Origin of the sequence: Zeaxanthinibacter enoshimensis, from assembly GCF_004362865.1 — a bacterium.
In the GTDB taxonomy this organism is placed as follows: domain Bacteria; phylum Bacteroidota; class Bacteroidia; order Flavobacteriales; family Flavobacteriaceae; genus Zeaxanthinibacter; species Zeaxanthinibacter enoshimensis.
Genome location: NZ_SNYI01000001.1, coordinates 1,258,249 through 1,284,457 on the forward strand (window position 1 = coordinate 1,258,249; position 26,209 = coordinate 1,284,457).

25 protein-coding genes and 1 tRNA gene are annotated in these 26,209 nt (G+C 46.7%); 4 read left to right on the forward strand and 22 right to left on the reverse strand.

The features are described from left to right. Positions 1 to 79 precede the first annotated feature (79 nt). Positions 80 to 1,015: a pseudouridine synthase gene (locus tag CLV82_RS05520; protein ID WP_317128270.1), complete on the forward strand. Its 936-nt coding sequence runs from the start codon at positions 80 to 82 to the stop codon at positions 1,013 to 1,015. A gap of 3 nt (positions 1,016 to 1,018) precedes the next feature. Here CLV82_RS05520 and CLV82_RS05525 read toward each other — a convergent pair whose 3' ends face one another. The 15 genes from CLV82_RS05525 to CLV82_RS05595 form a co-directional block, all read right to left on the reverse strand. Continuing rightward, complete coding sequence (locus tag CLV82_RS05525) at positions 1,019 to 1,450, reverse strand: BLUF domain-containing protein (RefSeq protein WP_133643282.1); 432 nt, start codon at positions 1,448 to 1,450, stop codon at positions 1,019 to 1,021. 31 nt (positions 1,451 to 1,481) lie between these two features. After that, entirely contained in the window at positions 1,482 to 2,774 is a 1,293-nt protein-coding gene (gene argH / locus CLV82_RS05530; RefSeq protein WP_133643283.1) for an argininosuccinate lyase, read from the reverse strand. A 23-nt stretch (positions 2,775 to 2,797) separates the two neighbouring features. Then, on the reverse strand, positions 2,798 to 3,874 hold the full coding sequence (locus tag CLV82_RS05535) for a M20 family metallo-hydrolase (protein WP_133643284.1): 1,077 nt from the start codon (positions 3,872 to 3,874) through the stop codon (positions 2,798 to 2,800). Beyond that, on the reverse strand, positions 3,871 to 4,650 hold the full coding sequence (gene argB / locus CLV82_RS05540) for an acetylglutamate kinase (protein ID WP_133643285.1): 780 nt from the start codon (positions 4,648 to 4,650) through the stop codon (positions 3,871 to 3,873). Before argB ends, CLV82_RS05535 begins: the two co-directional genes overlap by 4 nt. Continuing rightward, positions 4,647 to 5,585 carry a Rossmann-fold NAD(P)-binding domain-containing protein gene (locus CLV82_RS05545; RefSeq protein ID WP_133643286.1) on the reverse strand — a complete coding sequence of 313 codons (939 nt, stop codon included), beginning with the start codon at positions 5,583 to 5,585 and terminating at the stop codon, positions 4,647 to 4,649. Before CLV82_RS05545 ends, argB begins: the two co-directional genes overlap by 4 nt. Before the next feature lie 26 nt (positions 5,586 to 5,611). Then, positions 5,612 to 6,757: an aspartate aminotransferase family protein gene (locus CLV82_RS05550; RefSeq protein ID WP_133643287.1), complete on the reverse strand. Its 1,146-nt coding sequence runs from the start codon at positions 6,755 to 6,757 to the stop codon at positions 5,612 to 5,614. A gap of 1 nt (position 6,758) precedes the next feature. Beyond that, a complete protein-coding gene (proC, locus tag CLV82_RS05555) occupies positions 6,759 to 7,553 on the reverse strand; it encodes a pyrroline-5-carboxylate reductase (RefSeq protein ID WP_133643288.1) in 795 nt (264 codons plus the stop codon). A 36-nt stretch (positions 7,554 to 7,589) separates the two neighbouring features. Beyond that, positions 7,590 to 8,564, reverse strand: coding sequence for an N-acetyl-gamma-glutamyl-phosphate reductase (argC, locus tag CLV82_RS05560; RefSeq protein WP_133643289.1), 975 nt, complete (start codon positions 8,562 to 8,564; stop codon positions 7,590 to 7,592). Further along, on the reverse strand, positions 8,561 to 9,748 hold the full coding sequence (locus CLV82_RS05565) for an argininosuccinate synthase (RefSeq protein WP_133643290.1): 1,188 nt from the start codon (positions 9,746 to 9,748) through the stop codon (positions 8,561 to 8,563). The genes argC and CLV82_RS05565 overlap by 4 nt, the downstream gene beginning before the upstream one ends. Beyond that, positions 9,745 to 10,365, reverse strand: a complete 621-nt coding sequence (locus CLV82_RS05570; RefSeq protein WP_133643291.1) for a GNAT family N-acetyltransferase — start codon at positions 10,363 to 10,365, stop codon at positions 9,745 to 9,747. Before CLV82_RS05570 ends, CLV82_RS05565 begins: the two co-directional genes overlap by 4 nt. A gap of 237 nt (positions 10,366 to 10,602) precedes the next feature. Further along, the gene (gene mptB / locus CLV82_RS05575) at positions 10,603 to 11,940 is read right to left on the reverse strand and encodes a polyprenol phosphomannose-dependent alpha 1,6 mannosyltransferase MptB (RefSeq protein WP_133643292.1); all 1,338 of its coding nucleotides are present in this window, start codon (positions 11,938 to 11,940) and stop codon (positions 10,603 to 10,605) included. A gap of 108 nt (positions 11,941 to 12,048) precedes the next feature. Beyond that, the gene (locus tag CLV82_RS05580; RefSeq protein ID WP_133643293.1) at positions 12,049 to 13,533 is read right to left on the reverse strand and encodes a cellulose synthase family protein; all 1,485 of its coding nucleotides are present in this window, start codon (positions 13,531 to 13,533) and stop codon (positions 12,049 to 12,051) included. A gap of 4 nt (positions 13,534 to 13,537) precedes the next feature. Then, on the reverse strand, positions 13,538 to 14,227 hold the full coding sequence (locus CLV82_RS05585; RefSeq protein ID WP_133643294.1) for a glycosyltransferase family 2 protein: 690 nt from the start codon (positions 14,225 to 14,227) through the stop codon (positions 13,538 to 13,540). A 203-nt stretch (positions 14,228 to 14,430) separates the two neighbouring features. Then, complete coding sequence (locus tag CLV82_RS05590) at positions 14,431 to 16,014, reverse strand: 4Fe-4S binding protein (RefSeq protein WP_133643295.1); 1,584 nt, start codon at positions 16,012 to 16,014, stop codon at positions 14,431 to 14,433. A 3-nt stretch (positions 16,015 to 16,017) separates the two neighbouring features. After that, entirely contained in the window at positions 16,018 to 17,367 is a 1,350-nt protein-coding gene (locus tag CLV82_RS05595) for an NAD(P)/FAD-dependent oxidoreductase (RefSeq protein ID WP_133643296.1), read from the reverse strand. Positions 17,368 to 17,476: 109 nt separating this feature from the next. Between CLV82_RS05595 and CLV82_RS05600 the strand changes: the two genes are divergently transcribed. Both CLV82_RS05600 and CLV82_RS05605 read left to right on the forward strand, forming a co-directional pair. After that, entirely contained in the window at positions 17,477 to 18,478 is a 1,002-nt protein-coding gene (locus CLV82_RS05600; RefSeq protein ID WP_133643297.1) for a glycoside hydrolase family 113, read from the forward strand. 75 nt (positions 18,479 to 18,553) lie between these two features. Next, a complete protein-coding gene (locus CLV82_RS05605; RefSeq protein WP_317128271.1) occupies positions 18,554 to 19,567 on the forward strand; it encodes an N-acetylmuramoyl-L-alanine amidase family protein in 1,014 nt (337 codons plus the stop codon). A gap of 7 nt (positions 19,568 to 19,574) precedes the next feature. Here the strand turns inward: CLV82_RS05605 and CLV82_RS05610 are convergent, their stop codons facing one another. The 6 genes from CLV82_RS05610 to CLV82_RS05635 are packed head-to-tail and all read right to left on the reverse strand — an operon-like array spanning position 19,575 to position 23,931. Beyond that, positions 19,575 to 20,279, reverse strand: coding sequence for a TIGR04283 family arsenosugar biosynthesis glycosyltransferase (locus tag CLV82_RS05610; protein WP_133643298.1), 705 nt, complete (start codon positions 20,277 to 20,279; stop codon positions 19,575 to 19,577). Further along, positions 20,266 to 21,012, reverse strand: coding sequence for a DUF547 domain-containing protein (locus tag CLV82_RS05615; RefSeq protein WP_133643299.1), 747 nt, complete (start codon positions 21,010 to 21,012; stop codon positions 20,266 to 20,268). Before CLV82_RS05615 ends, CLV82_RS05610 begins: the two co-directional genes overlap by 14 nt. 17 nt (positions 21,013 to 21,029) lie before the next feature. Next, positions 21,030 to 21,995 (reverse strand): arsenosugar biosynthesis arsenite methyltransferase ArsM, encoded by a 966-nt coding sequence (gene arsM, locus CLV82_RS05620; RefSeq protein WP_133643300.1) that lies wholly within the window; start codon positions 21,993 to 21,995, stop codon positions 21,030 to 21,032. Beyond that, positions 21,992 to 22,807, reverse strand: a complete 816-nt coding sequence (locus CLV82_RS05625; protein WP_133643301.1) for a purine-nucleoside phosphorylase — start codon at positions 22,805 to 22,807, stop codon at positions 21,992 to 21,994. The genes arsM and CLV82_RS05625 overlap by 4 nt, the downstream gene beginning before the upstream one ends. After that, on the reverse strand, positions 22,804 to 23,424 hold the full coding sequence (locus CLV82_RS05630; RefSeq protein ID WP_133643302.1) for a TIGR04282 family arsenosugar biosynthesis glycosyltransferase: 621 nt from the start codon (positions 23,422 to 23,424) through the stop codon (positions 22,804 to 22,806). The genes CLV82_RS05625 and CLV82_RS05630 overlap by 4 nt, the downstream gene beginning before the upstream one ends. A gap of 12 nt (positions 23,425 to 23,436) precedes the next feature. After that, positions 23,437 to 23,931 carry a rhodanese-like domain-containing protein gene (locus tag CLV82_RS05635; RefSeq protein WP_133643303.1) on the reverse strand — a complete coding sequence of 165 codons (495 nt, stop codon included), beginning with the start codon at positions 23,929 to 23,931 and terminating at the stop codon, positions 23,437 to 23,439. 120 nt (positions 23,932 to 24,051) lie between these two features. Here CLV82_RS05635 and CLV82_RS05640 point away from each other — a divergent pair, with 120 nt between their 5' ends. Continuing rightward, on the forward strand, positions 24,052 to 25,620 hold the full coding sequence (locus CLV82_RS05640) for a glycoside hydrolase family 32 protein (protein ID WP_208107968.1): 1,569 nt from the start codon (positions 24,052 to 24,054) through the stop codon (positions 25,618 to 25,620). 459 nt (positions 25,621 to 26,079) lie between these two features. Here CLV82_RS05640 and CLV82_RS05645 read toward each other — a convergent pair. Beyond that, positions 26,080 to 26,152 (reverse strand) — tRNA-Phe (locus CLV82_RS05645). Between the last annotated feature and the right edge of the window lie 57 nt (positions 26,153 to 26,209).

Consider the following 26,209-nt stretch of genomic DNA (forward strand, 5'->3'; position numbering starts at 1 on the left):
CTTCTGAATGAGCAATTAATTTATGCCTGCCGGATATTGCAGACAGCCCTATTTTCCTACCTTTGCCAAAATATTGTTTATGAGCAGCTCAGAATCAAATTCAGGTCGAAAACCCGCTTCTAAGGGAAAAGGGAAATTCGGTGATAACAAATCCAAGAGAAGAGAATCTCCTTCAGGGGGTAGTTCCAAGAAGAGTTTTGGAGGAAGATCGGCTGCAGGAAAAGGAGGAGACAGGCCTTACCGGAAACCCGGGCAGCGACCAACTGGTCCTAAAAAGTCCGCTCCAAAGCAGAGTAAGGATCCCAGCCTTATCCGGTTAAACCGGTATATCGCCAATTCAGGTGTTTGTTCCAGGAGGGAAGCAGATACCTATATTGCCGCCGGGAATGTCACCGTTAACGGAACGGTTATAAGCGAAATGGGATATAAGGTTAAACCCACAGACGAGGTCCGTTTTGACGGAAGACTCCTGAACAGGGAGAAGAAAGAATACGTCTTACTGAACAAGCCCAAGAATTTTATCACCACCACCAGTGACGAAAAAGGCAGGCGTACTGTTATGGAACTTGTTACCAATGCCTCCAAGGCCCGACTTTTACCGGTAGGCAGGTTAGACAGGAATACTACCGGTCTTCTGTTGTTCACTAATGACGGGGACCTGACAAAGAAACTTACTCATCCCAAGCACGAAGTTCGTAAGATCTACCATGTGGAACTCAACAAGAACCTGACAGCAGCAGACCTGAGAAAGATACAGGAAGGTCTAACCCTGGAAGATGGACCTATAGAAGTTGATGATGTCTCTTATGTGCAGAATGCTCCCAAGAGAGAAGTAGGCATACAGATCCACAGCGGAAAGAACAGGATCGTAAGGCGGATCTTTGAACACCTGGGATATGACGTGGTTAAATTAGACAGGGTAGTATTTGCAGGGCTGACCAAGAAAGACCTTCCAAGAGGTCACTGGAGGAACCTGACAGAGCAGGAACTGATCAACCTGAAGAATATCAAATAGTTCTCAGACCAGGCTGTTGTTGAGGAGACCACCTACATTCTTCCAGAAATGACGGGATACGAGAGAGGTATCATAATGTGGCTTGGGATTTAAGAAGTAATTCTGCAGGGCAAGGCGCACATAATACATCTGGACATTATCGCCATAGACATTTTCAAAGGCCATGTCCCAATTTTCAAACTCCCTGTGTTCAATCGATCCATACGATAACAACTCGACCTTGGTATGCCTGGGGTCCTGTGTGATTTTGTCATAGAGGTTCAGCACCTCTAACTGTGGCCCCTCGAGGTATTGAATGAATTTCCCATTGTGGTATAGCAGGCAGCCTGTTATCTGATGACGATGATTGTAACTCCTGGCCTTATCCAGGAGTAGATCAATATCCTCAAAACTGAAGAACGAGGTCGCAACTGATTTATATACAAGGGAATACATATCCCAATGTACATTCTGTTACTTGTATTTTTTAACTCTTTCCAATATAAACTTGTTCCATTTTTTTCCGGATCTCGTTAAGACACAGGTTGCCCAAGCTACCTTCATGCGTATGCCGGGCTGTTTTAACCGGGATAAATTCGCCTTTTTCTATAGCTTCGCCCATTTGTTTATAGGCATCCCGGAATGGCAGCCCGTTCAGGACCTTTTCATTCAGGGTGTCCACGCTAAAGAGGTAATCATAGCGGGAGTCATCTAAAATCTTCGCATTGACCTGGATCGATTTAAGGCTAAAGTGCATCATCTCCAGGCAAGATTTCATCTCCTGAATAGCAGGGAGCAGTATTTCTTTTAACAACTGCATATCCCGGTGATAACCCGAGGGAAGGTTGGTTGTCAACAATGCGATCTGGTTGGGTACTGACTGCAGCTTATTACACTTGGCCCTTATTAATTCAAAAACATCGGGATTTTTCTTGTGGGGCATAATACTGCTTCCAGTGGTGAGTTCATCAGGGAAGGAGATGAAATTAAAATTCTGACTGAGGTACAGACAGATATCCATGGCCAGCCTGGAAACAGTGCTAGACAGCATCGCCATTGCTTCTGAACTCGCCCGTTCCACCTTTCCTCTTCCCATTTGCGCAGCCACAACATTGTATTTAAGTGTGGAGAACCCAAGCTCCTGGGTCGTAAAACTCCGGTCTATAGGGAAAGAACTTCCATAGCCGGCCGCACTGCCCAGGGGGTTCTGGTCGGCTACCCGGTAGGCGGCCTGCAGGAATTGCATATCGTCTACCAGGCATTCTGCATAGGCAGAAAACCATAGTCCGAATGATGAGGGCATGGCTACCTGGAGGTGGGTATAGCCAGGAAGCATGGTATCCTTGTGTTGTTCTGCCAGGGACAGTAATAAATCAAAGAGATTATAACTGTCTTCCATGATCTTTGCCAGTTCATCCTTCAGAAACAATTGCATGGCCACAAGAACCTGGTCATTCCTGGAACGAGCGGTGTGGATCTTCTTCCCTGTATCTCCCAAAGCTTCTGTCAGCATAAATTCGATTTTGGAATGCATGTCTTCAAACTCATCTTCAATATGGAATTCACCCGAAATTATTATCTTATCAATAACTTCCAGTTCCTTTAACAAGGCGTCCACTTCCCCTGTTTTTAACATCCCGATCTTCCCGAGCATTTTGGCGTGGGCCTTTGAAGCGACAACATCGTAGTGGGCCAGTTGTTCGTCCAGCGAGCGATCATTGCCTACGGTGAACAGGTCTATTTTCTTATCGGTACTGATGCCTTTATCCCAAAGTTTCATATGCTGTTTTTTTAAATGGTCAATTAATCCCCGAGCAGGAAGCCCTTGAGTATTTTAATATATAAATCTATTCCTTCTTCGATCTCGGAAACATAGATAAACTCGTTCGCAGAGTGCGACCGGGTGCTATCCCCAGGTCCTAATTTTAAGGACTGGCAGGATAGTGCCGCCTGGTCTGACAAGGTAGGTGAGCCATAGGTGCTTCTTCCTTGTTCCAGCCCGGAGAGAACCAGGGGGTGGTCTTTTGCTATGGAGGAAGAATTCAATCGGAGTGACCGGGCTTTCATCTGGCAGGGTGCTTCTTCACTAAGTATGCCGGCAATCTCCTTGTTGCTGTAACAATCGTTTACCCGCACATCAACTACCAGGTGAACCTTGGCCGGCACCACATTGTGCTGGCTCCCGGCATTCATTTGGGTTACCGTCATCTTTACGGGACCTAAGACCGGCGATACTCTTTCAAATTCATAATCCCTGAACCACTTCAGGGTATCAATACAATTGTAGATAGCATTGTCGTCATTGGGGTGCGCCGCATGGGATGGAGTCCCCTTTACTTCCGCATCAAAAACAACAAGCCCCTTCTCCGCTATAGCCAACTGCATCAGGGTAGGTTCCCCAACGATTGCAACATCTATGGGGGGTAGTATTTTCAGCATACTGTTGAGTCCGTCAGGGCCTGAACTCTCTTCTTCAGCCGAAGCGACCACGATAATATTATGACTCATTTCTTCTTGGCTGTAGAAATAGGCAAAGGTGGCCAGTAACGAGACCAGTGCCCCACCCGCATCATTACTGCCAAGGCCATACAATTTTCCATCAATGATCTCAGGTTTAAAGGGATCTCTCGTATACGCCTCGTTGGGATGGACCGTATCATGGTGGGAATTAAGCAACAGGGTAGGCTTGGATTCGTCAAAGTGTTTGTTAAAAGCAAAAACATTGTTCTTTACCCGTTTTGCAGGGATATCCCTAAGACGGAACCAGCGTTCGATAGCGTCGGCGGTACCGTCTTCTTCCGAAGAAAATGATTGAATAGCGATCAATTCCTTTAATAGCTCAAGGGCGGAATCCTGTAAAGTAGTCTGCAATTCTTTCATAGTTGTATGGTCGTATAATTTGAAGCGTTCTTCTGCAGCATTTCCTTGTCTCCTATACATACCCGGGACACATCTTTATACAAAGCATGAAAACAATTGTCCAGTTTCGGGAGCATGCCGTCGGCAATCACGCCTTCGGCCTTAAGCTTAAGGTAAGCAGCTTCATCAATATCCCGGATGACCGAGTTCTCATCATCGACATTCCTGAGCACTCCCTTCTTCTCAAAGCAGTAGTACAGGGTTACCTGGTAGCGGGAACTAAGTCCTATTGCAAGTTCTGAAGCTATGGTATCGGCATTCGTATTCAGTAACTGTCCTTTCCCGTCATGGGTCAGGGCACAGAATACAGGGACCAGGTCGGCCTTTAATAACTTGTCAATAGCCCGGTGATTAACTTCTACTACATCTCCGGCCCAGCCATAATCTATATCCTTTACAGGCCTTTTTACGGAAAGGATACTATTAGCATCAGCCCCGCTCATACCTATGGCGTTGCATTGCAGCGCCTGCAGGTGAGCTACTACGTTTTTGTTGAGCAGACCGGCATATACCATTACCACGACATCCAGGCTGTCATTGTCAGTTATCCTCCGTCCCTGGTGCAAGCGGGGTGTTAGTCCCAATTTTGATTCGATCTGTGAGGCACGCTTCCCTCCACCGTGAACCAGCACTTTAGGATTTGGCAGGGCAGCAAACAAAGAAAGGAATTCTGACAGCTCTTCCGGGGATTCAATGATATTGCCGCCTATTTTTACAATGGAGAGTTGAGGTTTCATAACTGTTGCAATAATTTTTTCAGGACCAGCTGGGCGGAGTAGGTTCGGTTATTGGCCTGTGCCAGTACCAGGGACTGCGGACTATTGAGAACGGCATCTTCTACCACGACATTCCTGCGGACAGGGAGGCAATGCATAAAACGTGCTTTTCCCAACTTTTCCATGGTGACCATCCAGTTCTTATCCTGGTTGATCACTTGACCATAATCTGTAAAGCTGCTCCAATTCTTCGTATATACAAAATCGGCGCCTTCCATCGCTTTTGCCTGGTCGTGTTCTACGGTAATTCCTTGCCTTATTTCGGGATTCAGATCATATCCCTCCGGATTGGTAATGACGAATTCGACATCCTGTTTCTTCATCATTTCTACAAACGAATTAGCCACGGCATGTGGGAGCGGCCGGGGGTGAGGAGCCCATGACAGTACTATTTTAGGCCTTTTCCTGGTGTTGTGTTCTGCTATGGTAATGGCATCTGCCAGTGCCTGCAGCGGGTGACCCACCGAACTCTCCAGGTTCACTACCGGAATACCTGCATACCTGGCAAAAGCGGTCAAGGTCTGTTCAGCCTCGTCTGTTTTCCTGTCTTTAAGTCCGGCAAAAGCACGGATACCTACAATGTCACAATACTGGGCAATAACCTGTGCAGCTTCCCGTACATGCTCTGCTTTACCCTGGTCCATAATAGTTCCGTCCTCGTATTCCAGTAACCAGCCTTCGCTCCCAAAATTCATAACCATGACCTCCATGCCGAGATGAAGAGCGGCTTTCTGGGTACTGAGACGGGTACGTAAGCTGTTATTGAAGAAGAGAAGGCAAAGTACTTTTCCTCTGCCAAGTGCATGGTCCCGGTAAGGATCCTTCTTTAATTCAACAGCTTCGGAAACCCAGGAGGGCAGGGATTGTATCTCTTGTAAGGATAGAAAATGTTTCATCGGGTAAATTTCGGTTTAATGACCGCTTAACTGGCCTTTTCAATATAGTTCAATTCGGTTTTCAAAGCTTTGAAAAAGCGATCCAAGGCAGCTTTCTCGATATTCAGGGCGGGAAGGATACGCAGTACCTTCTTGTTGCTTGCACCCCCGGTGAAGATGTGCCGGCGCAGGATGAGGTTTTTCCTTAGTTCGCCAACTTCAAAATCAAATTCGAGCCCCAGCATCAGGCCTTTGCCCTTTACTGCTTTCAGGTAGGGAAGTCCCGCTGCCTTCTGCCGGAAGTATTGCTCCATTTCCACTGTCCGGGGAAGCAGTTTTTCTTCTTCTATTACCTCAAGGACGGCGAGGGTAGCCGCGCATGCCAGGTGATTGCCTCCAAAAGTGGTTCCCAGCATTCCGTGCACAGCTTTAATTTCCGGTGCAATAAGGATACCTCCTACCGGGAAACCATTTCCCATTCCTTTAGCTATACTGATGATATCCGGCCTGATCCCGAAATGTTGAAAACTGAAGAACTTTCCACTTCTGCCGAAACCGGATTGCACCTCGTCTGCAATCAGCATTACCCCGGCTTCTTTGGATAGTACGGCAATCTGCTTATAGAACTCAACAGATGGTTCGTCAAGGCCTCCTACCCCTTGTATCGCTTCAAGGATGACCGCACAGACATCATCTCCGGCCAGGGCCGTTTTGAAGGCCTTCAGATCGTCAAAAGGTACGAAACTTACCTGCTGCTGGGTATTGATCGGGGCATGGATCTTACTGTTATCCGTGGCCGCCACAGCGGCCGACGTTCTGCCGTGAAAACTGTTTTTAAAAGCGATCACCCGCGCTTTGCCGGTGACGAAGGATGCCAGTTTCAGGGCGTTTTCGTTGGCTTCGGCACCTGAATTACACATAAAGAGCCGGTAATCTTCACAGCCTGACAGGCGCCCGAGTTTTTCAGCGAGTTTCTGCTGTAAAGGATTTACGATCGAATTACTGTAAAAACCGATCTTATCCAGCTGTTCCCTGATCCGTTTGACATAGTGAGGATGGGAATGCCCGATAGAAATTACGGCATGACCACCGTATAGATCGAGGTATTCTTTCCCATCGGCATCGATTACGGTACTACCCAGGGCCTTTACAGGGGTAACGTCGTATAAAGGGTATACATCAAATAATTCCATCTTATCCTTTTTTGATCTGGTTGATCTTATCGTGAGAAGCTATGATACCCCGGATCAGGGAGGAGCTAAGTCCCTGGTGTTCCATTTCGTTGAGTCCCTCGATGGTACATCCCATGGGAGTAGTAACTTTATCTATTTCCTGTTCGGGGTGGTTCCCGGAATTAATAAGCAGGCTTGCGGCCCCGTGACAGGTATGCATCGCCAGTTCCTGTGCTTCTTTGGCATCAAATCCAAGTTGAATGGCACCCTGGGTGGTGGCCCGGATGAGCCGCATCCAGAAGGCTATCCCGCTGGCACAGATGACCGTGGCGGCCTGCATCCGGGTCTCTGGGATTTCCATAGAATGCCCCATACGGTTAAATATGGCCTTGGCGAGATCAATTCTTTTTTTACCTGCTTCGTTACTACACAGGCAAGTCATGGAATCACCAACGGATATCGCTGTATTAGGCATACTTCGGATGATGTATTGAGCTTTTCCCACGATTGCTTCCATAGAAGCTATACTGAACCCGGTTATGGTACTGATAAGGACATGTTTCTCTGTGAGAATATCCTTTATCTCCTCCAGGATACCGGCAAAATGCCTCGGCTGAACGGCAAATATGAGGATGTCAGAATTGTCTACGGCCTCACGGTTATCAGAGGTGATAGTGACATTCCCGTATTTCTCAAAAACACGGATCTCTTCCAGGTTCCTTTTCGTCAGGTACATGCTGGTAGCCCCGTTGCTGTGGAGTATACCTTTGGCTATTGATATCCCCAGGTTCCCTGTCCCTATAATCGCTATTTTCATACTTCTTTATTTAGTGGTTGTCAGGATGGCTGAACACTAGAATACTCCTGATTTTAATTGTAAACCGGATCCTTCCTCCACCCCGAACATCAGGTTCATATTCTGAACGGCCTGGCCCGAGGCTCCTTTTAACAAATTATCGATCGCCGAGCTAACCAGTAGCAGGTCATCATGTTTGTGCAGGTGTAAGTGGCATTGGTTGGTATTGACGACCTGCTTGAGATCCAGGGGTTGGTCTGAAACATGGGTAAAGCTGGCATCTTGATAGAATTCCCGGTAGAGAGCTTCCGCTGATTCCAGGCTATCCGTATACCGGGTATAGGCTGTGGCAAAAATGCCCCTGGTGAAATTCCCACGCATTGGCAGGAAGTGGATAGGGGGGATTTCATCCTGCAGGCTTTGCAGGCTTTCACTTATTTCTCCCATATGCTGATGCGTAAAGGGCTTATACCACGAGATATTATTATTTCTCCAGCTGAAATGGGTTGTGGCAGAAGTGGCAACTCCGGCTCCCGTACTTCCTGTCATGGCATTGATATGAACATCATTCCCCAGCTTTTGCTTACTAGCCAGGGGGAGTAAGGCTAACTGTATGGCTGTGGCAAAGCAACCGGGATTAGCAATATGACCGGCGTTCCGTATCTTCTCCCTGTTCAGTTCAGGTAGACCGTAAACAAACCGCCTGTCGTCGAGTGAAGCATCGCCTGCCAACCTGAAATCGTTACTTAGGTCGATCACCTTGGTTTGTTCCGAAAAGCTGTTAGCCTTGAGAAAAGCGGTGGAGTTGCCGTGTCCAAGGCACAGGAAAACCACATCCACACCGGAATCCACTGTACCAGTGAATCGCATATCCGTAACCCCGAGAAGGTCCGGGTGGGTATCTGAAATTTTAGTTCCGGCCCGGGTGGTACTGTAAACGAAAGAGATCTCTGCGTCCGGATGCATTAAAAGGATCCTGATAAGTTCCCCGCCGGTATAGCCCGACCCTCCGATTATTCCTGCTCTGATCATGAGTTCTGGTTTACGTGGGTCGCGATCTTACCCTGGTTAGATAATATCTTGATAAAGCCTTTGGCATCTTCAGCGGTCCATGCTTTGTTCATTTCGCCATACTGGCCAAATGAGGCATTCATCAGGTCGTGTTTTGAATTAATCCCGTTGAGTTCAAAACGATAGGGATGCAGGCTGACGGATACGGTTCCCGATACATTCCTTTGAGTATCCTGCAGGAAGGCCTCAATATTTCGCATTACCTCGTCCAGGTAGTTCCCTTCGTGGAGCAGCATGCCATAGAAATTAGCCAGTTGTTCTTTCTGGAATTGCTGCCATTTACTCAGGGTGTGTTTCTCTAACAAGTGATGTGCTTTGATAATGATCAGGGAAGCAGCAGCCTCGAACCCGACCCGGCCTTTGATACCTATAATGGTATCTCCCACATGGATGTCCCTGCCAATTGCAAATGCGGAAGCAATTTTTTCCAGCTGAATGATATTGTTAACGGGACTGTCTTCCTTACCGTCTATCGCAGCCAGTTCTCCTTTGGTAAAAGTTAGGTTTACTTCCCGGGTACCCGATGCTGTAAGCTGGCTGGGATAGGCTTCCGGCGGGAGGGGTTTCTCTGAAGTAAGGGTTTCTGCTCCTCCTACAGAAGTACCCCAGAGTCCTTTGTTGACAGAGTACTTGGATTTTTCCCAGGAGGCATCCACCCCATGAGCTTTAAGATAGCTGATCTCTTCCTCCCTGGATAATCTCATATCGCGGATGGGAGTAATGATCCGGATGTCAGGTGCCATGATCTGGAAGATCATATCAAATCTGACCTGGTCATTCCCTGCGCCGGTGCTGCCATGGGCAATAGCGTCTGCCCCTACAGATTTTGCATAATTGGCTATTTCTACCGCTTGTACAATTCGCTCTGCACTAACAGATAAGGGATAGGTGTTGTTCCTGAGAACATTCCCGAATACCAGGTATTTTACCACCTTCTCATAGAAGGACTCCAGGGCATCTATGCATTTATAATTGGTCGCTCCAAGCTCCAGGGCTTTGTTCCTGATTTCTTCGATCTCTTCCTTTTCAAATCCACCGGTATTTACGGTCACGGCATGTACCTCGTATCCCTGGTCTTCTGATAAATATTTAGCGCAGTAGGAAGTATCCAGTCCTCCGCTGTATGCCAGTACTAATTTTTTCATGAGTCTTTCTTTTTAAGGAACAATTGCTCCTTGATACTTTTTAATCTTTTAAATGCTTTACTATTCACTTCTTTCTTCTGGAGAGCAGATTTTTCCTGTGCCGGATCATATAACATCCCTGTGCAGAGACACATCTTCTGTTCTGTCCTCGTCAGGATATCAAAATTCTTACAGGTCTGGCATCCTTTCCAGAATTCAGGGTCATCTGTAAGTTCGGAAAATGTGACGGGTTTATATCCCAGCTCGTAATTCATCTTCATTACGGCAAGGCCTGTGGTGATCCCAAAAATTTTGGCATCGGGGAATTTTTCCCTTGAAAGTTCAAAAATGGCCTTCTTTATCTTTTTGGCTAGCCCCTGGTTCCTGAAATCGGGATGCACGATTAAGCCCGAGTTGGCGACGAATTTCTGGTGCCCCCAGACCTCGATATAGCAGAACCCCGCGAAGGTATCCCCATCAAGGGCGATAATGGCATTACCATTGACCAGTCTTTTTACGATATATTCCGGACTGCGTTTTGCAATCCCTGTACCCCGGACCTTAGCTGACTCGGAGATAGTATCCGCTATGACCTGGGCATACTTAATATGTGATTCGTTAGCAATAACAATTTTCATTGCCGAATAGGGTTGATAAATTAAAAGAAAGAATTTTGTTGATTTTGCGGAAATGGACTCACCTATTTCCAAAGAAGAAACGCACCCTTACGGGCGGCGACGTGTGGGCACAAAACGAGTGACCGGGAAAGAGCTCCGGGTAATCAAAAAGTTATGTGCTTTAGTATTCATTGTAATCAAAAGTACAAATTAAATTGAATTGACCTCGTAAAGTGTTCAATTTTTGGAGATTAAGATTTATCCCCGCCTCTTTCTGAATAATTCATAGCCCATCATTCCTAAAACTGCTAAATACTCAATAGAGATTGCAAGCATACTTTCCTTGTAGCCTGGGTTGGCATAAGCAGTATAACTGAGAATGGCAACCACGGACCACACGATAGGAAACCGGTAAGGCGTGAAAAGACTCAGCAAAAGGGGTACGATCAGGTACCAGGGATGTACTACGGGTGCCAGCAGGTAATAGATGACCATGACCCACATCATGGAATTGATGAGATGGGGTAATGAAGAATCTCTTTTATAAAAAGTGTAGAACAATACCAGGGCCACAGTTGTGTAGGGAATAAGGTTTCCGTACCACCGTATAAGTTCCCAGGGCTTTGCATCAAACTGAATCGCGATCTGTTTGATGCCATTGTAAATCCCGGCATTGAATTCAAAATTTGAAAACCAGAGGTGAAGGGTGGCCAGGAAGTTGTGCAAAAATTCGGGGGTGTAGAAATACAGGAAACTCAGGATCACAGCCAGGCCGGTGCCCACATAGAACAAGAGGCTTTTCCGTAATCCCAGGGCTGTGAAAAGAAGCGGTAAGAGCATCAAAGGAATCAGCTTGACTACAACAGAGGCGCCGTATGCCAAAGAGGCAAGCAGGGTTCTTTTACTGATCAGCAGGTAGAGGGCTGCTACCATGAAAAAGAGCATTACTCCCTCAAAATGCAGGTTCCCAGTTAACTCCAGGATCACCAAGGGGTTCAGGAAATACCAGAATATCAGGTGTGCTGACCTGTTCATTTTTTTGAGTAACAATCGTCCTACGTAGATGATCCCCAGGTCTGCAGTGATAATAATGAATCTTAAGGTCAGTATACCCCCTAATATACTTTTGCCACCTAGCAGTGCTGCCAGGGTAAAGAAGAACTGGTTCAGCGGCGGGTAATTACTGAAGTTCCCGGCACTGAGGTCTCCCATACCGGTATGTAGTGCAGCGAAGTACGGATCAGTTCCAAGTTCGGAGATAAGATCGTTCGGTTTGCTCAGGTAGGGGTTGATCCCATCCAGGACGAGGTGCCCATCCCACAGGAACCTATAGAAATCCTGTGACAGGTTAGGCATTGCGAAAAGCAGCACAAGTCGGAACAGGATACCACTTACCAGTAAGAACCTGTAGTTCCATTTTTCGAACTGTATGAGTTTAAAACAAAAGAAGAAGAGTGCCCCGTAAAGACAGAAAAAGCGGATGGTATCTTCCCGTGCCAGCGCGTATCCTGTCACCCAGTAAAACAGCAACGTGAACAAAACCATAAGCAGGGGGAACCTGTGGAGATTCCAGTAAGAGACAGCCCTGCCAAGCATAATGAAACGGTTAGTTGGATTAGTAGGCACCGAAAATATTAAAAATATAATTATTTTCTGAAGCGGAAAGGGGGAAGAAAAAAAAGGCCCCTTGATGGGGCCTGTAAATTATGCTTTAGAAGTGAGTGACTTGAAGAATACAAAGCCAAATCCCAGGAACAACATAAAGTGGAACGGGAAAAGACCGAAATCATTCAGTGGAATAGCACTATACATCCCAAACAGGAAGTACAGCATTAAACCAAACTCCAGGATCATATTCGGGGAGAGCTTCGTGGTAAGGTATTTATTCCCTTTCCAGCTATCGGTTAAATTGTTAATGTTGAACTTTGGTGTTCTTACAAATTCACTTCTTTTGCCCATATGGCCCTCCAGTACCGCAACGGTATTGTGAAGGGAAAAGCCAAGAGCTACCGAAAAGAAGGTGAAAAAGAGTTTGATATAGTCCACGAAATTATCAAAACTGCTTCCCTGTATACTCTTGTAAGTAAACCAGTAACAAACAAACAGGATAATGGTACTCACTATAAAGAAGCTCGTTACTTCAAAGACCCATCCCAGGTGACCGTACATGTTCTTGATATAGAGCATGGGTATACTCAATAACGCCACGAGGAAAACACAAAGGAACATGGAACTGTTCAGCAGGTGCATCACCCCGTGAAACTTAGTTTTGAATGGTATGTTTTTGGCTTTGATAACACTCCAGACGGTTTTCTTAAAGTTCTCTGCACCTCCTTTGTTCCAACGGAATTGCTGGGAGCGGGCAGCACTGATGACCACGGGAAGTTCAGCCGGAGTCTCTACATCTTCCAGGTATTTAAATTTCCAGTTCTTTAATTGGGCGCGGTAGCTGAGATCCAGGTCTTCTGTCAGGGTATCTCCTTCCCAGTTACCCGCATCAAGAATACATTCTTTTCTCCAGATTCCTGCTGTACCGTTAAAATTGATAAAGTGACCTTTGGCATTCCTTCCAACCTGTTCCAGGGTAAAGTGAGCATCTAAGGCAAATGCCTGTATCCTGGTCAGTGTAGAATAGTCCCTGTTGATGTGTCCCCAACGGGTTTGTACCACCCCGATCTCTTCATCTTTGAAGTAGATCACTGTTTTCTTAAGCCAGTCGGCAGAAGGAAGGAAATCTGCGTCGAAAATGGCAATGAAGTCACCTTTCGCGATCTTCAGGCCTTCTTTCAGGGCTCCTGCCTTGAACCCGGACCTGTTCTCCCTGCGGATATGCTGGATGTCCAGCCCGGTTTCTTGTAATGCTTTAATTCTTTCTGCTGTATCATGAACAGAGTCGTCCGTAGAGTCGTCCAGCACCTGGATCTCCAGTTTGTTTGTTGGGTATTCGATCTTCGATATGTTCTCTAACAAACGTTCAACTACGTACTCTTCGTTATAAATGGGAAGCTGGATGGTAACAAAAGGAATTTCCTTGGGATCCAAAAGATTGAATTTTGGAGCGTAGGCATTGACTTTTTTGTGGCCCAGGTAATTGACCAATAGGTTCAGTTGTGCCAGGCTGTAGAAGAAAATTAGCAACAATGCAATACTGTAGATTGCAATAATGATGTAAGTGATTGTTAGTCCCATTTATTTATTTAAAACTGTATTTAAATATCCAACCAAGGATTTTAACGCCTGCAAATATAGTACCTTTTACGGTACCGGACACCTTGGATATGCCAATTCTTTTCCTGTAACCCACTGGTACTTCGGTATATGCCAGCTTGTGTTTTAGTGCTTTCAGTTGCATTTCCACTGTCCAACCGTAGGTCTTGTCTTCCATTCCTAACAACACCAATTTGTCATATCGAATGGCTCTGAACGGACCCAGGTCTGTATAATTTGCTCCAAAAAACAATTTCATCAGGAACGTTGCTAACCAGTTTCCAAACACCTGTTGAGGTGTCATGGACCGGGTTTCACGTTTATCTTTTACACGTGCACCGATCACCATATCATAATCTCCTTTTTCAATAGGCTCCACCAGCTGGTGCAACTCTTCGGGATAGTCAGAATAATCGGCATCCATAAATACGATAATATCGGGTGTTTTGGATTGGCTGCTGATGTAATTTAATCCTTTCAGGCATGCATACCCGTAGCCCTGCCTGTTTTCCGACAATACGGTTGCGCCTGCTTCCCTGGCCCTGGCCATCGTATCATCGGTAGAAGCATTGCTCACCACGATCACCTCGGAAACTCTCGAGGGAATTTCAGCCAGGACTTTTGCAATTGAATCTTCTTCGTTAAAAGCTGGAATTACGACCTTAATATCTGTCATGGTGGGGAGATCTGAGCAACTTATATCCCGTTTTCAGAGGGATTGTTGATATTGCTGATTCTGTAGAGAAACGGTAGTACAGTGAATTCAGAGAACTTGGTTTTTCATTTTTGATTGGCGTGTCAAAAGTAGTATTATCTCCTGAACTTAAGGCTTCCGGTTAAAAATAATTTCTATTACGCAATGGGCTGGATAAGAAATCATTATTGCTTGTTTACCAGGTCCATGAGATCAACATCATTTCCAAGGAGTACTTCCCTGCTGTTGATCCGGCCCTCCAATGGGCCATTCTCTAATTTAAGCACTCCCCTTGGACAGACGGCAGAACAGATACCACAACCTACACAGCTGGAGCGAACGATATTCTCGCCTTTCTGGGCATATGCGCGTACATCAATTCCCATCTCACAATAGGTGGAACAGTTCCCGCAGGAAATACACTGCCCTCCGTTGGTAGTGATCCTGAACCGGGAGAACAGGCGCTGCTGGAATCCAAGGATAGCTGCCATAGGGCAACCAAACCTGCACCATACCCTGTTTCCGAAAATGGGGTAGAATCCTGTGCCGATAACGCCGGAAAATATACTCCCTATCAGAAAGGCATAGGTCTTCCTTAATGTTCCTGAAGAAAACAAAAAGACCTGCCCGTTCCCGCTGAGGTAATGAAAGCCTATAAGCGCAATAATGATAATAAAATAACCGATGGCACCATACTGGGCGTCCTTCTTTAACTGGTTTCTCCGGAAGATCATGGCCCAGCCAAAGACAAGGGTCAGTAATACTCCAACCCCGATGAGGAAGACATCCCGGGTGAGCCAGTATTTACTGCTGTCATTTCCCAGGTAAGAGTAGATTACAGCAGTGGTCATAAGGGTTACAAAGACCACCACGCTGTGAACCACCCATCGCTCGATCTTCCAGGCAACCATCCGTTTATCGCTGAGATGTCTGAAAGGGTCTCCGGCCGTTTCTGCCAGGCCGCCACACCCACATACCCAGGAACAGTACCAACGTTTCCCATATTTGTAAGTGAGGACAGGGGTGATAACGAATATGGAAAGTACCCCGAAGATCAGCATGGCCAGCCCAATATTCCCGGCATCGATAAATGCGTTCACCCGGTATTGTTCGAACATATAATAATTAAGAGGCCAGATATTTTTCAGGTCGTAATACGGAAGGTCCCCATTTAACCTGGCCATGAATTCCGGGATTAGGAAGGCAAAACCCGTCTGGAAAAACATAACGCTGTAGGTGCGTAATTTCTCGTAACGATTATGCCTGTATTTCAGAATGAACTTTACGCCGAACGCCAGGATAGCTATAGTATACAGGGTGCCGTACACAAACCACTGGCTGGCTGGGTTACCGCTTAACAACCGGCTAAGAGGGTCAAAGAGGGCTATGATGCCGGTGTTATCTTCTCCCTGGCGTAACCCGAGGAACTGGGGGTAAAAATAGAGGATCACATAGAAGCCGGTAAGGACGATCCCAAGCATCCAGGCCCAGAGACCTCTTCCCGAGATCGATTTAAACCAAACTCCGTCGTTTTTAATGCCGGGATGTTTCCCGGTATAGGCCTGTACCGAAAACCAGATTATACCCGCACTTATGGCTGCCAAGGATACAGAAAGCCAGAGTACCTTATTGGGGAAATCGACATTAAATACCGCGAGCAACAGAATAAGAAGACCCGAGAGTCCCAGGGTTGTGGCAAATTTCTGACCAGTACCCAGGGCTTTGGGTGGCTGCCCGGCCAGCGACATACTTTGATCCTTGGTATCCATAAGTTATTTCGTATTAAAGAATATCCGGTGCCAGTTCTTTTTGGCAGGTTTAAGTTGTGTTTTAAATTCAGCGTTATATGCTGAAAGGATCTCATTTTCGTACTGATCGTAAAACTCCGGATCAAAGTTCGCATCCTTAAGATGGGTCACAACGTAAGGCAGGTCTTTTCCCTCGGTAAGCCAACGGTCTATCACCTGGTGCCTCATGCGTATGCCAAAAGTATTTATTCCCAGGAATAATTTGGTGTCAACGTGGTAGGCTATGGTGATACATTTGTCATCATCAGGGTGAATCCAGTGAAAATGTGCTTCGTGCTCCCGGCGTTTTCTCTTGGAGGATACCCAACCATAAGTCTGGTATTCAATATCAAAGAATTTAGCACTGTTGAACCAGTTACCCGGAGAATAAGGAGTTCTTTGCCCGCAAATGGTCCGGGCGACGGTCTCACCCATGATCCGGCCCGTATACCATACCGCTTCAACCGCGGGCCTGTCTCCTATAGGTTCCCGTTGCTGGGCACAATCTCCAATTGCATAAATACCGGGAATGCCTGTTTCAAGAAACCGGTTTACGAGTATGCCCTTATCCGTATGAACCGGACTGTTCTGTAAGAATTGGATGTTAGGTCTGACCCCTGTGGTAATACCAACCAGCTTACAGCTGATCTCTTCCCCATCTTCGGTGAGAACTCCACAGACCCTGCCCTTCTCATCTCCTAGAATCTCTTTCAGGTTGGTATTTAATCTTAAATCTACATGATGAGATTGGATATGCCTACTGATCATACCGGCCTCCCTGTCGGGGAGAACATTATTCCAGAAGGCACCTTCCCGTACCAGGAAGGTTACTTCAATTTCCCTGGTTCTGAGCATCTCGGCCAGCTCCACCCCGATCAGTCCGCCCCCTACGATTACCGCCCTGGGGCAAGCCTCGGCATCAGGGGCGTGTTTTTCCAACTCCTCCAGGTCTTGTTTAGTGACCAGTCCCTGTACTCCTTCCAGGTCCAATCCCGGCCATCCGAAGGTGTTGGTTACAGATCCTGTGGCGAGGATAAGAGTGTCATAGGAAAAGCTACTGCCATCAGATAACGTAAGTTTTTTAGAATCGGGATGCACATCGGTGACCCTTGCACGGAGTAGATCGATGTTGTTCTGTTGCCAGAAATGTGGCTCATAGGGCTCGATATCCTTCCATCGCATATGGCCCATGTAGACATACATCAGGGCGGTACGCGAAAAGAAGTAATCTGTCTCATCAGAAATGATAGTGATCCTTTTGTCGGAAAGTTTCCGGATATGCCTGGCTGCGGTGATACCTGAAATTCCATTCCCGATAATTACGATGTGCTCCATTGGATGGGTTTGCTTACAGGGGTTAAGTCGACTTTAAAGATAAAACTTAACAATCAATAGGGAGCTGATGTGGAATTATACTTTATTTTTAATTGTAATTACCCGGCGTATGAAAAAATTAGCGGTTGTATTTATCTGTCTGCTGCAGTTACAATGCGGGAGCAAAGTAGTGCGGAAAATGAACGGCGTCAGTTTTGTGGCTACCCGAGATAAGGCAGTCCAGGAGAATGTGGATCTGCTGAAAGACCTGCACGTTTCACATGCAGCGGTCATGCCCTTCGGTTTTATACGGCAATTGGATTCTCCAGAGATCATTTTCAATACAGATCGGCAGTGGTTCGGTGAAACGCGGCAGGGGGTCATGCAGTATATAGAACTGCTGCATGAAAACCGGATCAAGGTTATGGTTAAACCACAGATCTGGATCTGGAAAGGTGAGTTTACCGGGAATATGAAGATGGCCAACGAAGAGGATTGGAGTGTTCTGGAAGATTCTTACGAAAAGTTTATCCTAACCTACGCTTCGGTAGCGGAAGAAAGCAAGGCAGAAATATTTTGCATAGGCACAGAACTGGAACAGTTTGTACAACACAGGCCGGGATACTGGAAACAGCTTATAGGTAAAATAAGGAATGTATATAAAGGTAAACTGACCTACGCAGCAAACTGGGATGAATACAGCAGGGTCCCTTTCTGGTCTTCCCTGGACTATATAGGCGTGGATGCTTATTTCCCTTTATCGGACAAAAAAACCCCCGGTACGGATGAATTGCGAGAGGGATGGCAGCCCTGGAAAAAAGCCTTGCAAGAGCAATCGAACCTGCACAAAAAACAGGTTATCTTCACAGAATTCGGTTACAGAAGTATGGATTATACCGCCCATAAGCCATGGTTGGTTGACCGGACGGAAGAGGGGGTCAACTTGCAGGCGCAGGTAAATGCGAAGACAGCCATCTTTGAAGAGTTCTGGAGAGAAGACTGGTTCGCCGGCGGGTTTATCTGGAAGTGGTTTCCATACCATGAAAAAGCAGGAGGAAGTAATGACAACCGGTTTACACCCCAGAATAAACCTGCAGAAGAAGTGATACGCTCTTATTACAAAGCATTTTAGGATTGATTATATAAAGCGGTCCTTGCTTGGATTTGAATTTCAAATTTGATAATCTTTGTAGTAAAATCACCACAAGTGAAAATCAACCCTCTTCTTTCTTTATTATTCCTGCTTCTCGCTATTAATGCCATGGGGCAGGACAGTCTGCTTGTAGTTACCGCAGAGCGGGGAGATGGGGTATATTCCCTGTTGAGGAAGCAAGGAGTAGACCCATTTAAATACTACGACACATTCCTGGAAATGAACCAGGTAAATCTGAGGGATGGCAAAGAGCTCTACGCCGGGCGAAAATACCGCATCCCCTATATCCCGGAAACTCCTGAAACCAACGGGGCAGTGGCAACACTGGCGAAGGGAACGGAATACCCCTTATTTGGTAATAAATATGCTTTTGTAAGCCCGGTCAGTGAAAAACTCAAGGGAGCGGTGTATTACCTTATTTCCGGACATGGCGGACCGGATCCCGGCGCCATAGAGGAACACCAGGGTAAAACCATTGCTGAAGATGAATATGCCTATGATGTCACTTTGCGATTGGCGAGGGAATTACTTTCTCATGGAGCAAAGGTTTATATCATCGTCCGTGATGAAAATGATGGGATAAGGGATGAACGTATCCTGGAAATAGATAATGACGAAGTGGTGTATCCCAACCAGCAGATCCCGTTGAACCAGTTGGAAAGGCTTCGCCAGCGCGTGGACGCGGTGAATAAATTATACTACGAGAATATGGGTAGATACCAGAGGTTAATTGTGACCCATGTGGATAGTCGCAGCCGTGGCCAGAATATCGATGTTTTCTTTTACCACCATGAAAACAGTAAGAACGGGAAGCGCCTGGCAGAAAGTATCCATGACACCTTCTACCACAAATACCGCCAATACCAACCCAACAGGCAGTATGAAGGCACCTTTACGGACCGCAGTGGTCTATACCTTATAAAGAACACCTTGCCTGCAATGGCTTATATAGAGATCGGGAACCTCCGTAACAAACGGGATCAACAGCGGATCCTTGACCCGGATAACAGGCAGGCCCTTGCTAAATGGATCTCCGAAGGGGCGATCCTGGACTACAGTAAAAGATAGTGGTTATTCAGGAAACGATATTCCTGGAATAATAGGAAAAAAGCTGTTCAGGGCTTGCTCCCAGGAATTTTTTCAGGTGGATCATTCCAAAATGGAACTGTAGTCGCCATACCCCGACAACCCGGTATTTCCTGGCTGAAGTCACTACGTGATCAGCAACGATAGTAAATCGTGTCAGATCATACAATCGGCCGATGAATTCACTGTCCTCATAGATGTTATAGCTGGTATTAAAGCCACCTGTGGATTTAAAGAATTCCTTATCAATAAATAGGGATTGATCTCCGCCACGGCAAATCCGGAGGTTGATACGGCTGCACCAGGCGAAGAATCGCAGTACAGGATGGCCGTCATCAAATCGCATCCGGAAACAGCCCGCAAGCCTTCCCGGACTAATTGAGTCTCTTATTTTCTGATCAAAATTTTTTGGCGGCAAAGTATCTGCATGAAGGAAATACAAGGTCTTTCCAAAAGCTGCCATCGCACCAGCATTCATTTGCCGGGCCCGCCCCCTTGGGGCGTCAATTACCCTGGCGCCCAGCTGTGCGGCAATTTCCGCCGAACCGTCTCTGCTTCCCCCATCAACAACAATGGTTTCCAAATGGAATTCCCCACTTTTAACCTGCTCCAGATGTGCAAGAAGGCCGGGCAGAACATCACTTTCGTCCAGGACAGGGATAATAATGCTGAGATCCGGATTAGTTGGAGTCATTGAGTTTCCAATCGTAGGATTTGAATTTAACCGTGGCATTTTTGCTTACAGGAACCCGGGCATAACGGTTGAGGTAATCGATGAGCGTTCCGGTTCCCGTAAAATCCTCCCGGTACCAGTCAAATATAGCGGAGATATACAGCTGGTCTGCCTCTATCGTATTTTTCCTGGGATCCCTGATAAAGGTAAGGGTTGCATCCCGGAGCTGTTCTTCCAATGTATCCGCGCGATAAGCATCGGCAGACAGGGCGGGGCAGGAGTAGGAGGCACAGTTAATAGCAAAATGGATCCGCGGATCATCCATTTTACGGAGAACCTGGTTTTCGATATATCCCAGGGATACTTTCTGATCGCCAAGCCGTATCCATTCCGTGTCCCAGGGATCTTCCAGGTCTTTAATGCTTTTTACAGGATAGTGCTCCAGCACCAGTCTTACTGTTGCGGCATTATACAGGTTTATATAATACGCCATTTTCTCTTCGCGTGAGGATTCAGTTGCAGGGACGTTACCAGCAAGTACATCCAGGTAGGTATCCAGTACAGATACTTCCTTTTTCATCCCTGAATAATTTACATTTCCCTCCCTGGACACGTAATTATTGAGCAGGTATTGCCAAGACATGTGCAGGTCATCCTTTTGCTCAATTTTAACGGGTGCTGACCCGGCATAGTGCCCGGTCAGCAGTGCTGTTCCCAGGGAGAGTAGTAAAAAAATGGGTGTCAGATAGTTCATAGGATATTCACTTCAGGCTAGCAGCAACCTCCCCCATCGTAATGCCAGGTACTTTCGCTTACATGTATCCGGGGATCAGCCATTGCAAGTGCAGCTGCTGTTTTATCACATACTGCTATCGGTTGGTTCTGAACCAGGACATGGCCATTCCCGTCGTCAAAATACTCTTCATCTCCGTAATAGATAGCTGTTTTTCCAGTGAAGACACAGGGCCCGTCTGCAGGCATAGGGTCTTTTATCGCTGCGATCTCGATAGATTCTATATGGATCAATTCATCTGTAGGGTAGTGATTGGGTGCAAGAACCCGGTACGATTTCCTTGCCCGGATCTCTATAGTGCCGAACCCTGCATCGGTGAGTACTTTTACGTAATCTGCAATGGGAATGCTACCGCTCAGGCAAAGTGCCCGGAGCCTGTCGTCATTGCGCAATTCATCAGACATCTCCTGTTCACAGGTGGGATCGCTCATTACAAGTCGGCCATGTGGTTTAAGGACACGGTACATCTCGGAGACCGCCTTCTTTAGGTCATCTATCTTAAATATATTGAACAGGCAATTTTGTGCAGCTACATCTATGCTCTCATCCTCAACGGGTAAATTCAGGGCATCTCCCTTTACGAGCTTGACAAAATCACTGCTGAACCATTCATTTTCTTCTTCGGCAATTTTAAAGTTCTTCCTTGATGCTTCCAGCATTTCATCCACGACATCTACCCCGGTTACCCCGCCAGGCTGACGTGAGAAATAAGCGAATTGCAGCAGTTCCATTCCACCTCCAACACCGACATACAATACTTTGGGGTTGTTCACCAGGTCCTGGGCAGAGACGGTACTTCCACAGCCATAATTCATTTCCTGCATGATCTTCGGGATTGAAAGCCCGGGAAACTGCCATACCGGGTTTGTCGTGCAGCACAGACCAACGTCCGGGGTTTCAGCTGCAGCCTTGTATAGTTCGTTGGTGGCGTTCAGGTAGCTCATAATGTCTTTATTAATTCTTTAAATAGTTTTATCATTTTAGGCTCGGTCTTGCCTGCAATGGCCAGGATCTCTTCGATATCAACAGGCTCAAGGTTATCAGGGTCACATTCGTCAGTCAAAACAGACACCGCTACTACAGGTAGTCGTAAATGATTCGCTACAATTACTTCCGGCACTGTACTCATTCCCACAGCGTCCGCTCCCAGGATCTTAAGCATCCTGTATTCTGCCCGGGTTTCAAGCTGCGGCCCCATTACAGAAGCGTATACTCCTTTCTTCAGGCTGATCCCTTCCTTCCCGGCAATCTCCTCAATACGTTTACGCATTTCGGGATCATAAGGTTCACTCATATCCACGAAACGATCCCCGAACTCGGCCACGTTTTTGAAAGCGAGGGGGGACCCTCCCTGCAGGTTGATGTGGTCCTCGATCAGCATGATGTCACCTTTCCTGAAATCCAGGTTCACGGCTCCTGCTGCATTGGATATGAAGAGTTTTTTAATACCCAGCAAATGCATAACCCGGATCGGGTAAGTGACATCGAGCACATCATAACCTTCATACATATGAAACCGTCCCTGCATAACTACCACCTTCTTGTCCTGGAGGGTGCCGTATATAAGTTTACCGCTGTGAAATTCAACGGTCGCCAGCGGGAAAAATGGAATATGGTTATAGTGAGCCACCACCTGGTCCTGGATGTCCTCTACTATTTTCCCCAGGCCGGTGCCCAGGACTATACCGATCTCGGGTTCCTCAAAGCCCCTGTCTCTCAGGTAGGCAGCTGATTCTTCCAATTGTTTACGCGTCATCTTTTTATATGTTTTAAAAATGGTTGAAATGCGGGAATATCGACTATGTCTTCGTAAACATCCACATCATTTCTCAGTTGCAATTTAGTAACATTTACTTCATCGAGATCCCTGTAAGTGTCTTGCAGTACGGAATTTATTCCCCAGTTCTTGTCCCGGAAAACGGGGGGATGGAGTTTCTTCATACCCAGCAGGTAATATCCCCCATCCTGGGCCGGACCAATTACAACTTCGGAGCTGTCTAATGCTTCAAACGCCTGTAGTATATCCCTGCTGTTCAGATCATAGAGATCACTCCCAATAATTATAATCTGTTCGAAACCCGCCGCGAAACCGGCTTTGAAGGCATTTTCCATACGCTCCCCGAGATCTTCTCCCTCCTGCAGTTTTTTTTCATAGGCTGCAGCCTCCCAGTGATCGTTCGGTTTAATCGATTCCGAATAACAAACCCACTTTGTGAAAGGGAGCTGCTTAGTAACATCTGCTGTATGTTCTAACAGGAACTTATAAATGTCCAGGGCGGCCTGGTCACCAACTGTTGATGCAAGACGGGTCTTGCATTTACCCAATTCGGGATTCCGGGTAAAAATTAGTAGTAATCTCTTATCTTTTATCAAACAGTATAATTTTTATCGCTTGTACACTTTTTCTCCCGCTTTAAGCAGGTGATCCCAGGATTTACTGAAAGCATGCACTTTTTGTGTAGGGTTGCCTTCGGGATCCATCACAGGGTACCCGGCATTCTTCCAGCCGAAAATTCCTCCGTACAGGTTTTTGACATTAGTAAACCCTGCTTCTTTAAGGTCTTCCCCTATCCTTTCAGATCGTACCCCAACCGAGCAGTAAACTACGATTTCAGTGTCTTTGTCAGGAACGTAGTCCAGCACCGTTTCTATATCAAAGTCTTTATACCCAACCCAGGTGGCGCCGGGGAGGTGGCTCACCAAAAATTCTTCCTTTTCGCGGGCATCCAGCCGCAGGGTCTTATCATCCCGGGCTAATTCATCGACCTGGATGTAGGGAATACTTCCGGAATTATAGCGCTCCAGGGTTTTTTCAATAGTCTTCTGTCCCTGGCAGGAAGCCATCAGGATAAAAAGAAAAATAAACCTGGTAAAAAGCATTCGGTGCGTAGTAAGATTCTAATAACAAAGATAGTGTTTTGAAGACTTTTGCAGGATAGAGTCTCCCTTAAGAATATGATAAAATAATTGAGTAATTTTAAAAATTAAAGCGGGAAAGATATGAGGAAAACAGTTTCAGTGACCGTTCTGGCGCTAGTTGTAATGGCAATTGCAGTATTGTCGTGTAAGGATAAAACAAAATCGGGCCTGGGGGAGGATGCTATTATTGTGGATACCCTTGTGTACCAGGAGCAGTACAGACCTCAGTATCACTATACACCCCCTGCAAAATGGATGAATGATCCCAATGGCCTGGTCTATGCAAACGGGACCTACCACCTTTTCTACCAGTATTACCCGGAAGACATAGTATGGGGGCCCATGCACTGGGGGCATGCCGTCAGTAATGATCTTCTGCATTGGGAACACAAGGCTATTGCATTATATCCCGATACTCTTGGATATATATTTTCCGGTAGTGCGGTATATGATGAAAAAAACACTTCTGGCTTAGCACCTCCCGGAGAGTCTCCCCTGGTGGCATTCTATACCTACCACGACCCGGAAGGAGAAAAATCCGGAGCATCGGACTTTCAGACCCAGGGGATCGCCTACAGTATGGATGGGGGAGAGAACTGGTCCAAATACGAGGGGAACCCGGTTTTAGATAATGAAGAGGGCATCCGGGATTTCCGTGATCCTAAAGTTTTCTGGTACGAGGAAGGAGAGTACTGGATTATGGCCCTTGTTGCCGGGGACCATGCCCAGTTCTACAGATCGGAGAACCTGACCCAGTGGGAGTTTATGAGCGAATTCGGGAAGGAGAGTGGTGCCCATGGTGGGGTGTGGGAATGCCCGGACCTGTTCTCTTTAGAAGTGGATGGGGAAGAGCGATGGGTCCTGATCATCAGTATAAATCCGGGAGCACCCAACAAGGGTAGTGGTACCCAGTATTTTATCGGAGATTTTGACGGGACCACATTTACCGCAGACCACGAGGACATCCGCTGGCTGGACTGGGGAACTGATAATTACGCCGGGGTAACGTATAACCATGCCCCCGGTGGAGAGCGGATCTTTATCGGTTGGATGAGCAACTGGGATTACGCACGCGATACCCCTACGGAGGTCTGGAGAAGTGCGATGACCTTGCCCCGGAAACTAAGTCTTGAAAAGATAAAAGATACCGTGCGCTTACTGAATTATCCCATAGAGGAGTTGGATAAGATTATCGGGAAGAGAGAGGCAGAAAGCATTGAAATTCCAGCCGGGGATAAGATCGTGAGGGAATCCACTTTTTTAAGCCAGGCTGAAGTGATCTTCAATACCGCGGGGCGCAATTTTTCAATGGTCCTTGAGAATGGTGAGGGTGAGAAGGTAGAACTTGTGATGGACGGGGAGTCCGGAATGTTCAGCCTGGACCGTTCTGCATCAGGGCAGACTGATTTTAAAGAAGGGTTCGGGGCTGTTCAGCAGATGCCGGTGCACGGACTGCCCGAAGGAGAAGTAGAAGTCAGGGTGCTGGTAGATCGTTCCTCTGTAGAAGTGTTCATCAACAAAGGGCAGTACGTAATGACAGCCCAGTTGTTTCCCAACGAGGATTACAACCTGTTGTACGTAAATAACAACGCCTCGGGGCCTCTTAAGCTGGAGCAGTTCAGCCTGAACCCGGTGCAGCGGGTTTGGTGAGTTAACTTTCTGGCATGTGTTTGCTGATCACCCTGGGATAAGAAATGAGGTTATCGAATTTGAGTTTCCGAGGAGGGTATAAACGATTACGTTGATATACCGGTGTAAAGGGCTTCCTTGTTTCGCACAGACCAAGGGGTGTTAAACAGGTAAGATGGTGCTGACGTCTGTGGACTTAACCAATGGAATTAACCTATTGGGGAAAGCCCCCTCCCCGTGACAAAAGATAACGGTCTCTACTGCAGGAAACAAGCAGTCAATAAGCTCATTTTTACAGGAGTGCGTTCCGGGAGCTACCTTCGCTTTGCTCGGTGTTCCTTTGGAACCCCTGCTGTAAATACAAAACCCTACTGCCTGCGGCAGTAGTTTTTTCGTTCTTCGGACGCTTAGAAAAGCACGCTTTCCACGCGCCCTTGAACGAAAAAACCCACTCCGGTGGAGTGGGTTTTGTGAGTAATGTGGTACCTCCAGGAATCGAACCAGGGACACACGGATTTTCAGTCCGTTGCTCTACCAACTGAGCTAAGGTACCATTACGTCATTTTCTGCCAGCGAAACTAAAAGTATATCGCTTTAAGAGGGGGCAAAT

Excerpts from the sequence above, each read along its gene's own strand:
- CLV82_RS05525 (WP_133643282.1), bottom strand. The coding sequence starts at position 1,450 with ATGTATTCCCTTGTATATAAATCAGTTGCGACCTCGTTCTTCAGTTTT.
- CLV82_RS05585 (WP_133643294.1), bottom strand. The coding sequence starts at position 14,227 with ATGACAGATATTAAGGTCGTAATTCCAGCTTTTAACGAAGAAGATTCA.
- CLV82_RS05535 (WP_133643284.1), bottom strand. The coding sequence starts at position 3,874 with ATGAAAGAATTGCAGACTACTTTACAGGATTCCGCCCTTGAGCTATTA.
- proC (WP_133643288.1), bottom strand. The coding sequence starts at position 7,553 with ATGAAAATAGCGATTATAGGGACAGGGAACCTGGGGATATCAATAGCC.
- CLV82_RS05625 (WP_133643301.1), bottom strand. The coding sequence starts at position 22,807 with ATGACGCGTAAACAATTGGAAGAATCAGCTGCCTACCTGAGAGACAGG.
- argC (WP_133643289.1), bottom strand. The coding sequence starts at position 8,564 with ATGATCAGAGCAGGAATAATCGGAGGGTCGGGCTATACCGGCGGGGAA.
- argH (WP_133643283.1), bottom strand. The coding sequence starts at position 2,774 with ATGAAACTTTGGGATAAAGGCATCAGTACCGATAAGAAAATAGACCTG.
- CLV82_RS05610 (WP_133643298.1), bottom strand. The coding sequence starts at position 20,279 with ATGACTCCAACTAATCCGGATCTCAGCATTATTATCCCTGTCCTGGAC.
- CLV82_RS05615 (WP_133643299.1), bottom strand. The coding sequence starts at position 21,012 with ATGAACTATCTGACACCCATTTTTTTACTACTCTCCCTGGGAACAGCA.
- CLV82_RS05545 (WP_133643286.1), bottom strand. The coding sequence starts at position 5,585 with ATGAAACATTTTCTATCCTTACAAGAGATACAATCCCTGCCCTCCTGG.
- mptB (WP_133643292.1), bottom strand. The coding sequence starts at position 11,940 with ATGCTTGGCAGGGCTGTCTCTTACTGGAATCTCCACAGGTTCCCCCTG.
- CLV82_RS05600 (WP_133643297.1), top strand. The coding sequence starts at position 17,477 with ATGAAAAAATTAGCGGTTGTATTTATCTGTCTGCTGCAGTTACAATGC.
- arsM (WP_133643300.1), bottom strand. The coding sequence starts at position 21,995 with ATGAGCTACCTGAACGCCACCAACGAACTATACAAGGCTGCAGCTGAA.
- CLV82_RS05570 (WP_133643291.1), bottom strand. The coding sequence starts at position 10,365 with ATGAAAATTGTTATTGCTAACGAATCACATATTAAGTATGCCCAGGTC.
- CLV82_RS05520 (WP_317128270.1), top strand. The coding sequence starts at position 80 with ATGAGCAGCTCAGAATCAAATTCAGGTCGAAAACCCGCTTCTAAGGGA.
- argB (WP_133643285.1), bottom strand. The coding sequence starts at position 4,650 with ATGAAACCTCAACTCTCCATTGTAAAAATAGGCGGCAATATCATTGAA.
- CLV82_RS05635 (WP_133643303.1), bottom strand. The coding sequence starts at position 23,931 with ATGCTTTTTACCAGGTTTATTTTTCTTTTTATCCTGATGGCTTCCTGC.
- CLV82_RS05590 (WP_133643295.1), bottom strand. The coding sequence starts at position 16,014 with ATGGATACCAAGGATCAAAGTATGTCGCTGGCCGGGCAGCCACCCAAA.
- CLV82_RS05595 (WP_133643296.1), bottom strand. The coding sequence starts at position 17,367 with ATGGAGCACATCGTAATTATCGGGAATGGAATTTCAGGTATCACCGCA.
- CLV82_RS05640 (WP_208107968.1), top strand. The coding sequence starts at position 24,052 with ATGAGGAAAACAGTTTCAGTGACCGTTCTGGCGCTAGTTGTAATGGCA.
- CLV82_RS05550 (WP_133643287.1), bottom strand. The coding sequence starts at position 6,757 with ATGGAATTATTTGATGTATACCCTTTATACGACGTTACCCCTGTAAAG.
- CLV82_RS05580 (WP_133643293.1), bottom strand. The coding sequence starts at position 13,533 with ATGGGACTAACAATCACTTACATCATTATTGCAATCTACAGTATTGCA.
- CLV82_RS05565 (WP_133643290.1), bottom strand. The coding sequence starts at position 9,748 with ATGAAAAAATTAGTACTGGCATACAGCGGAGGACTGGATACTTCCTAC.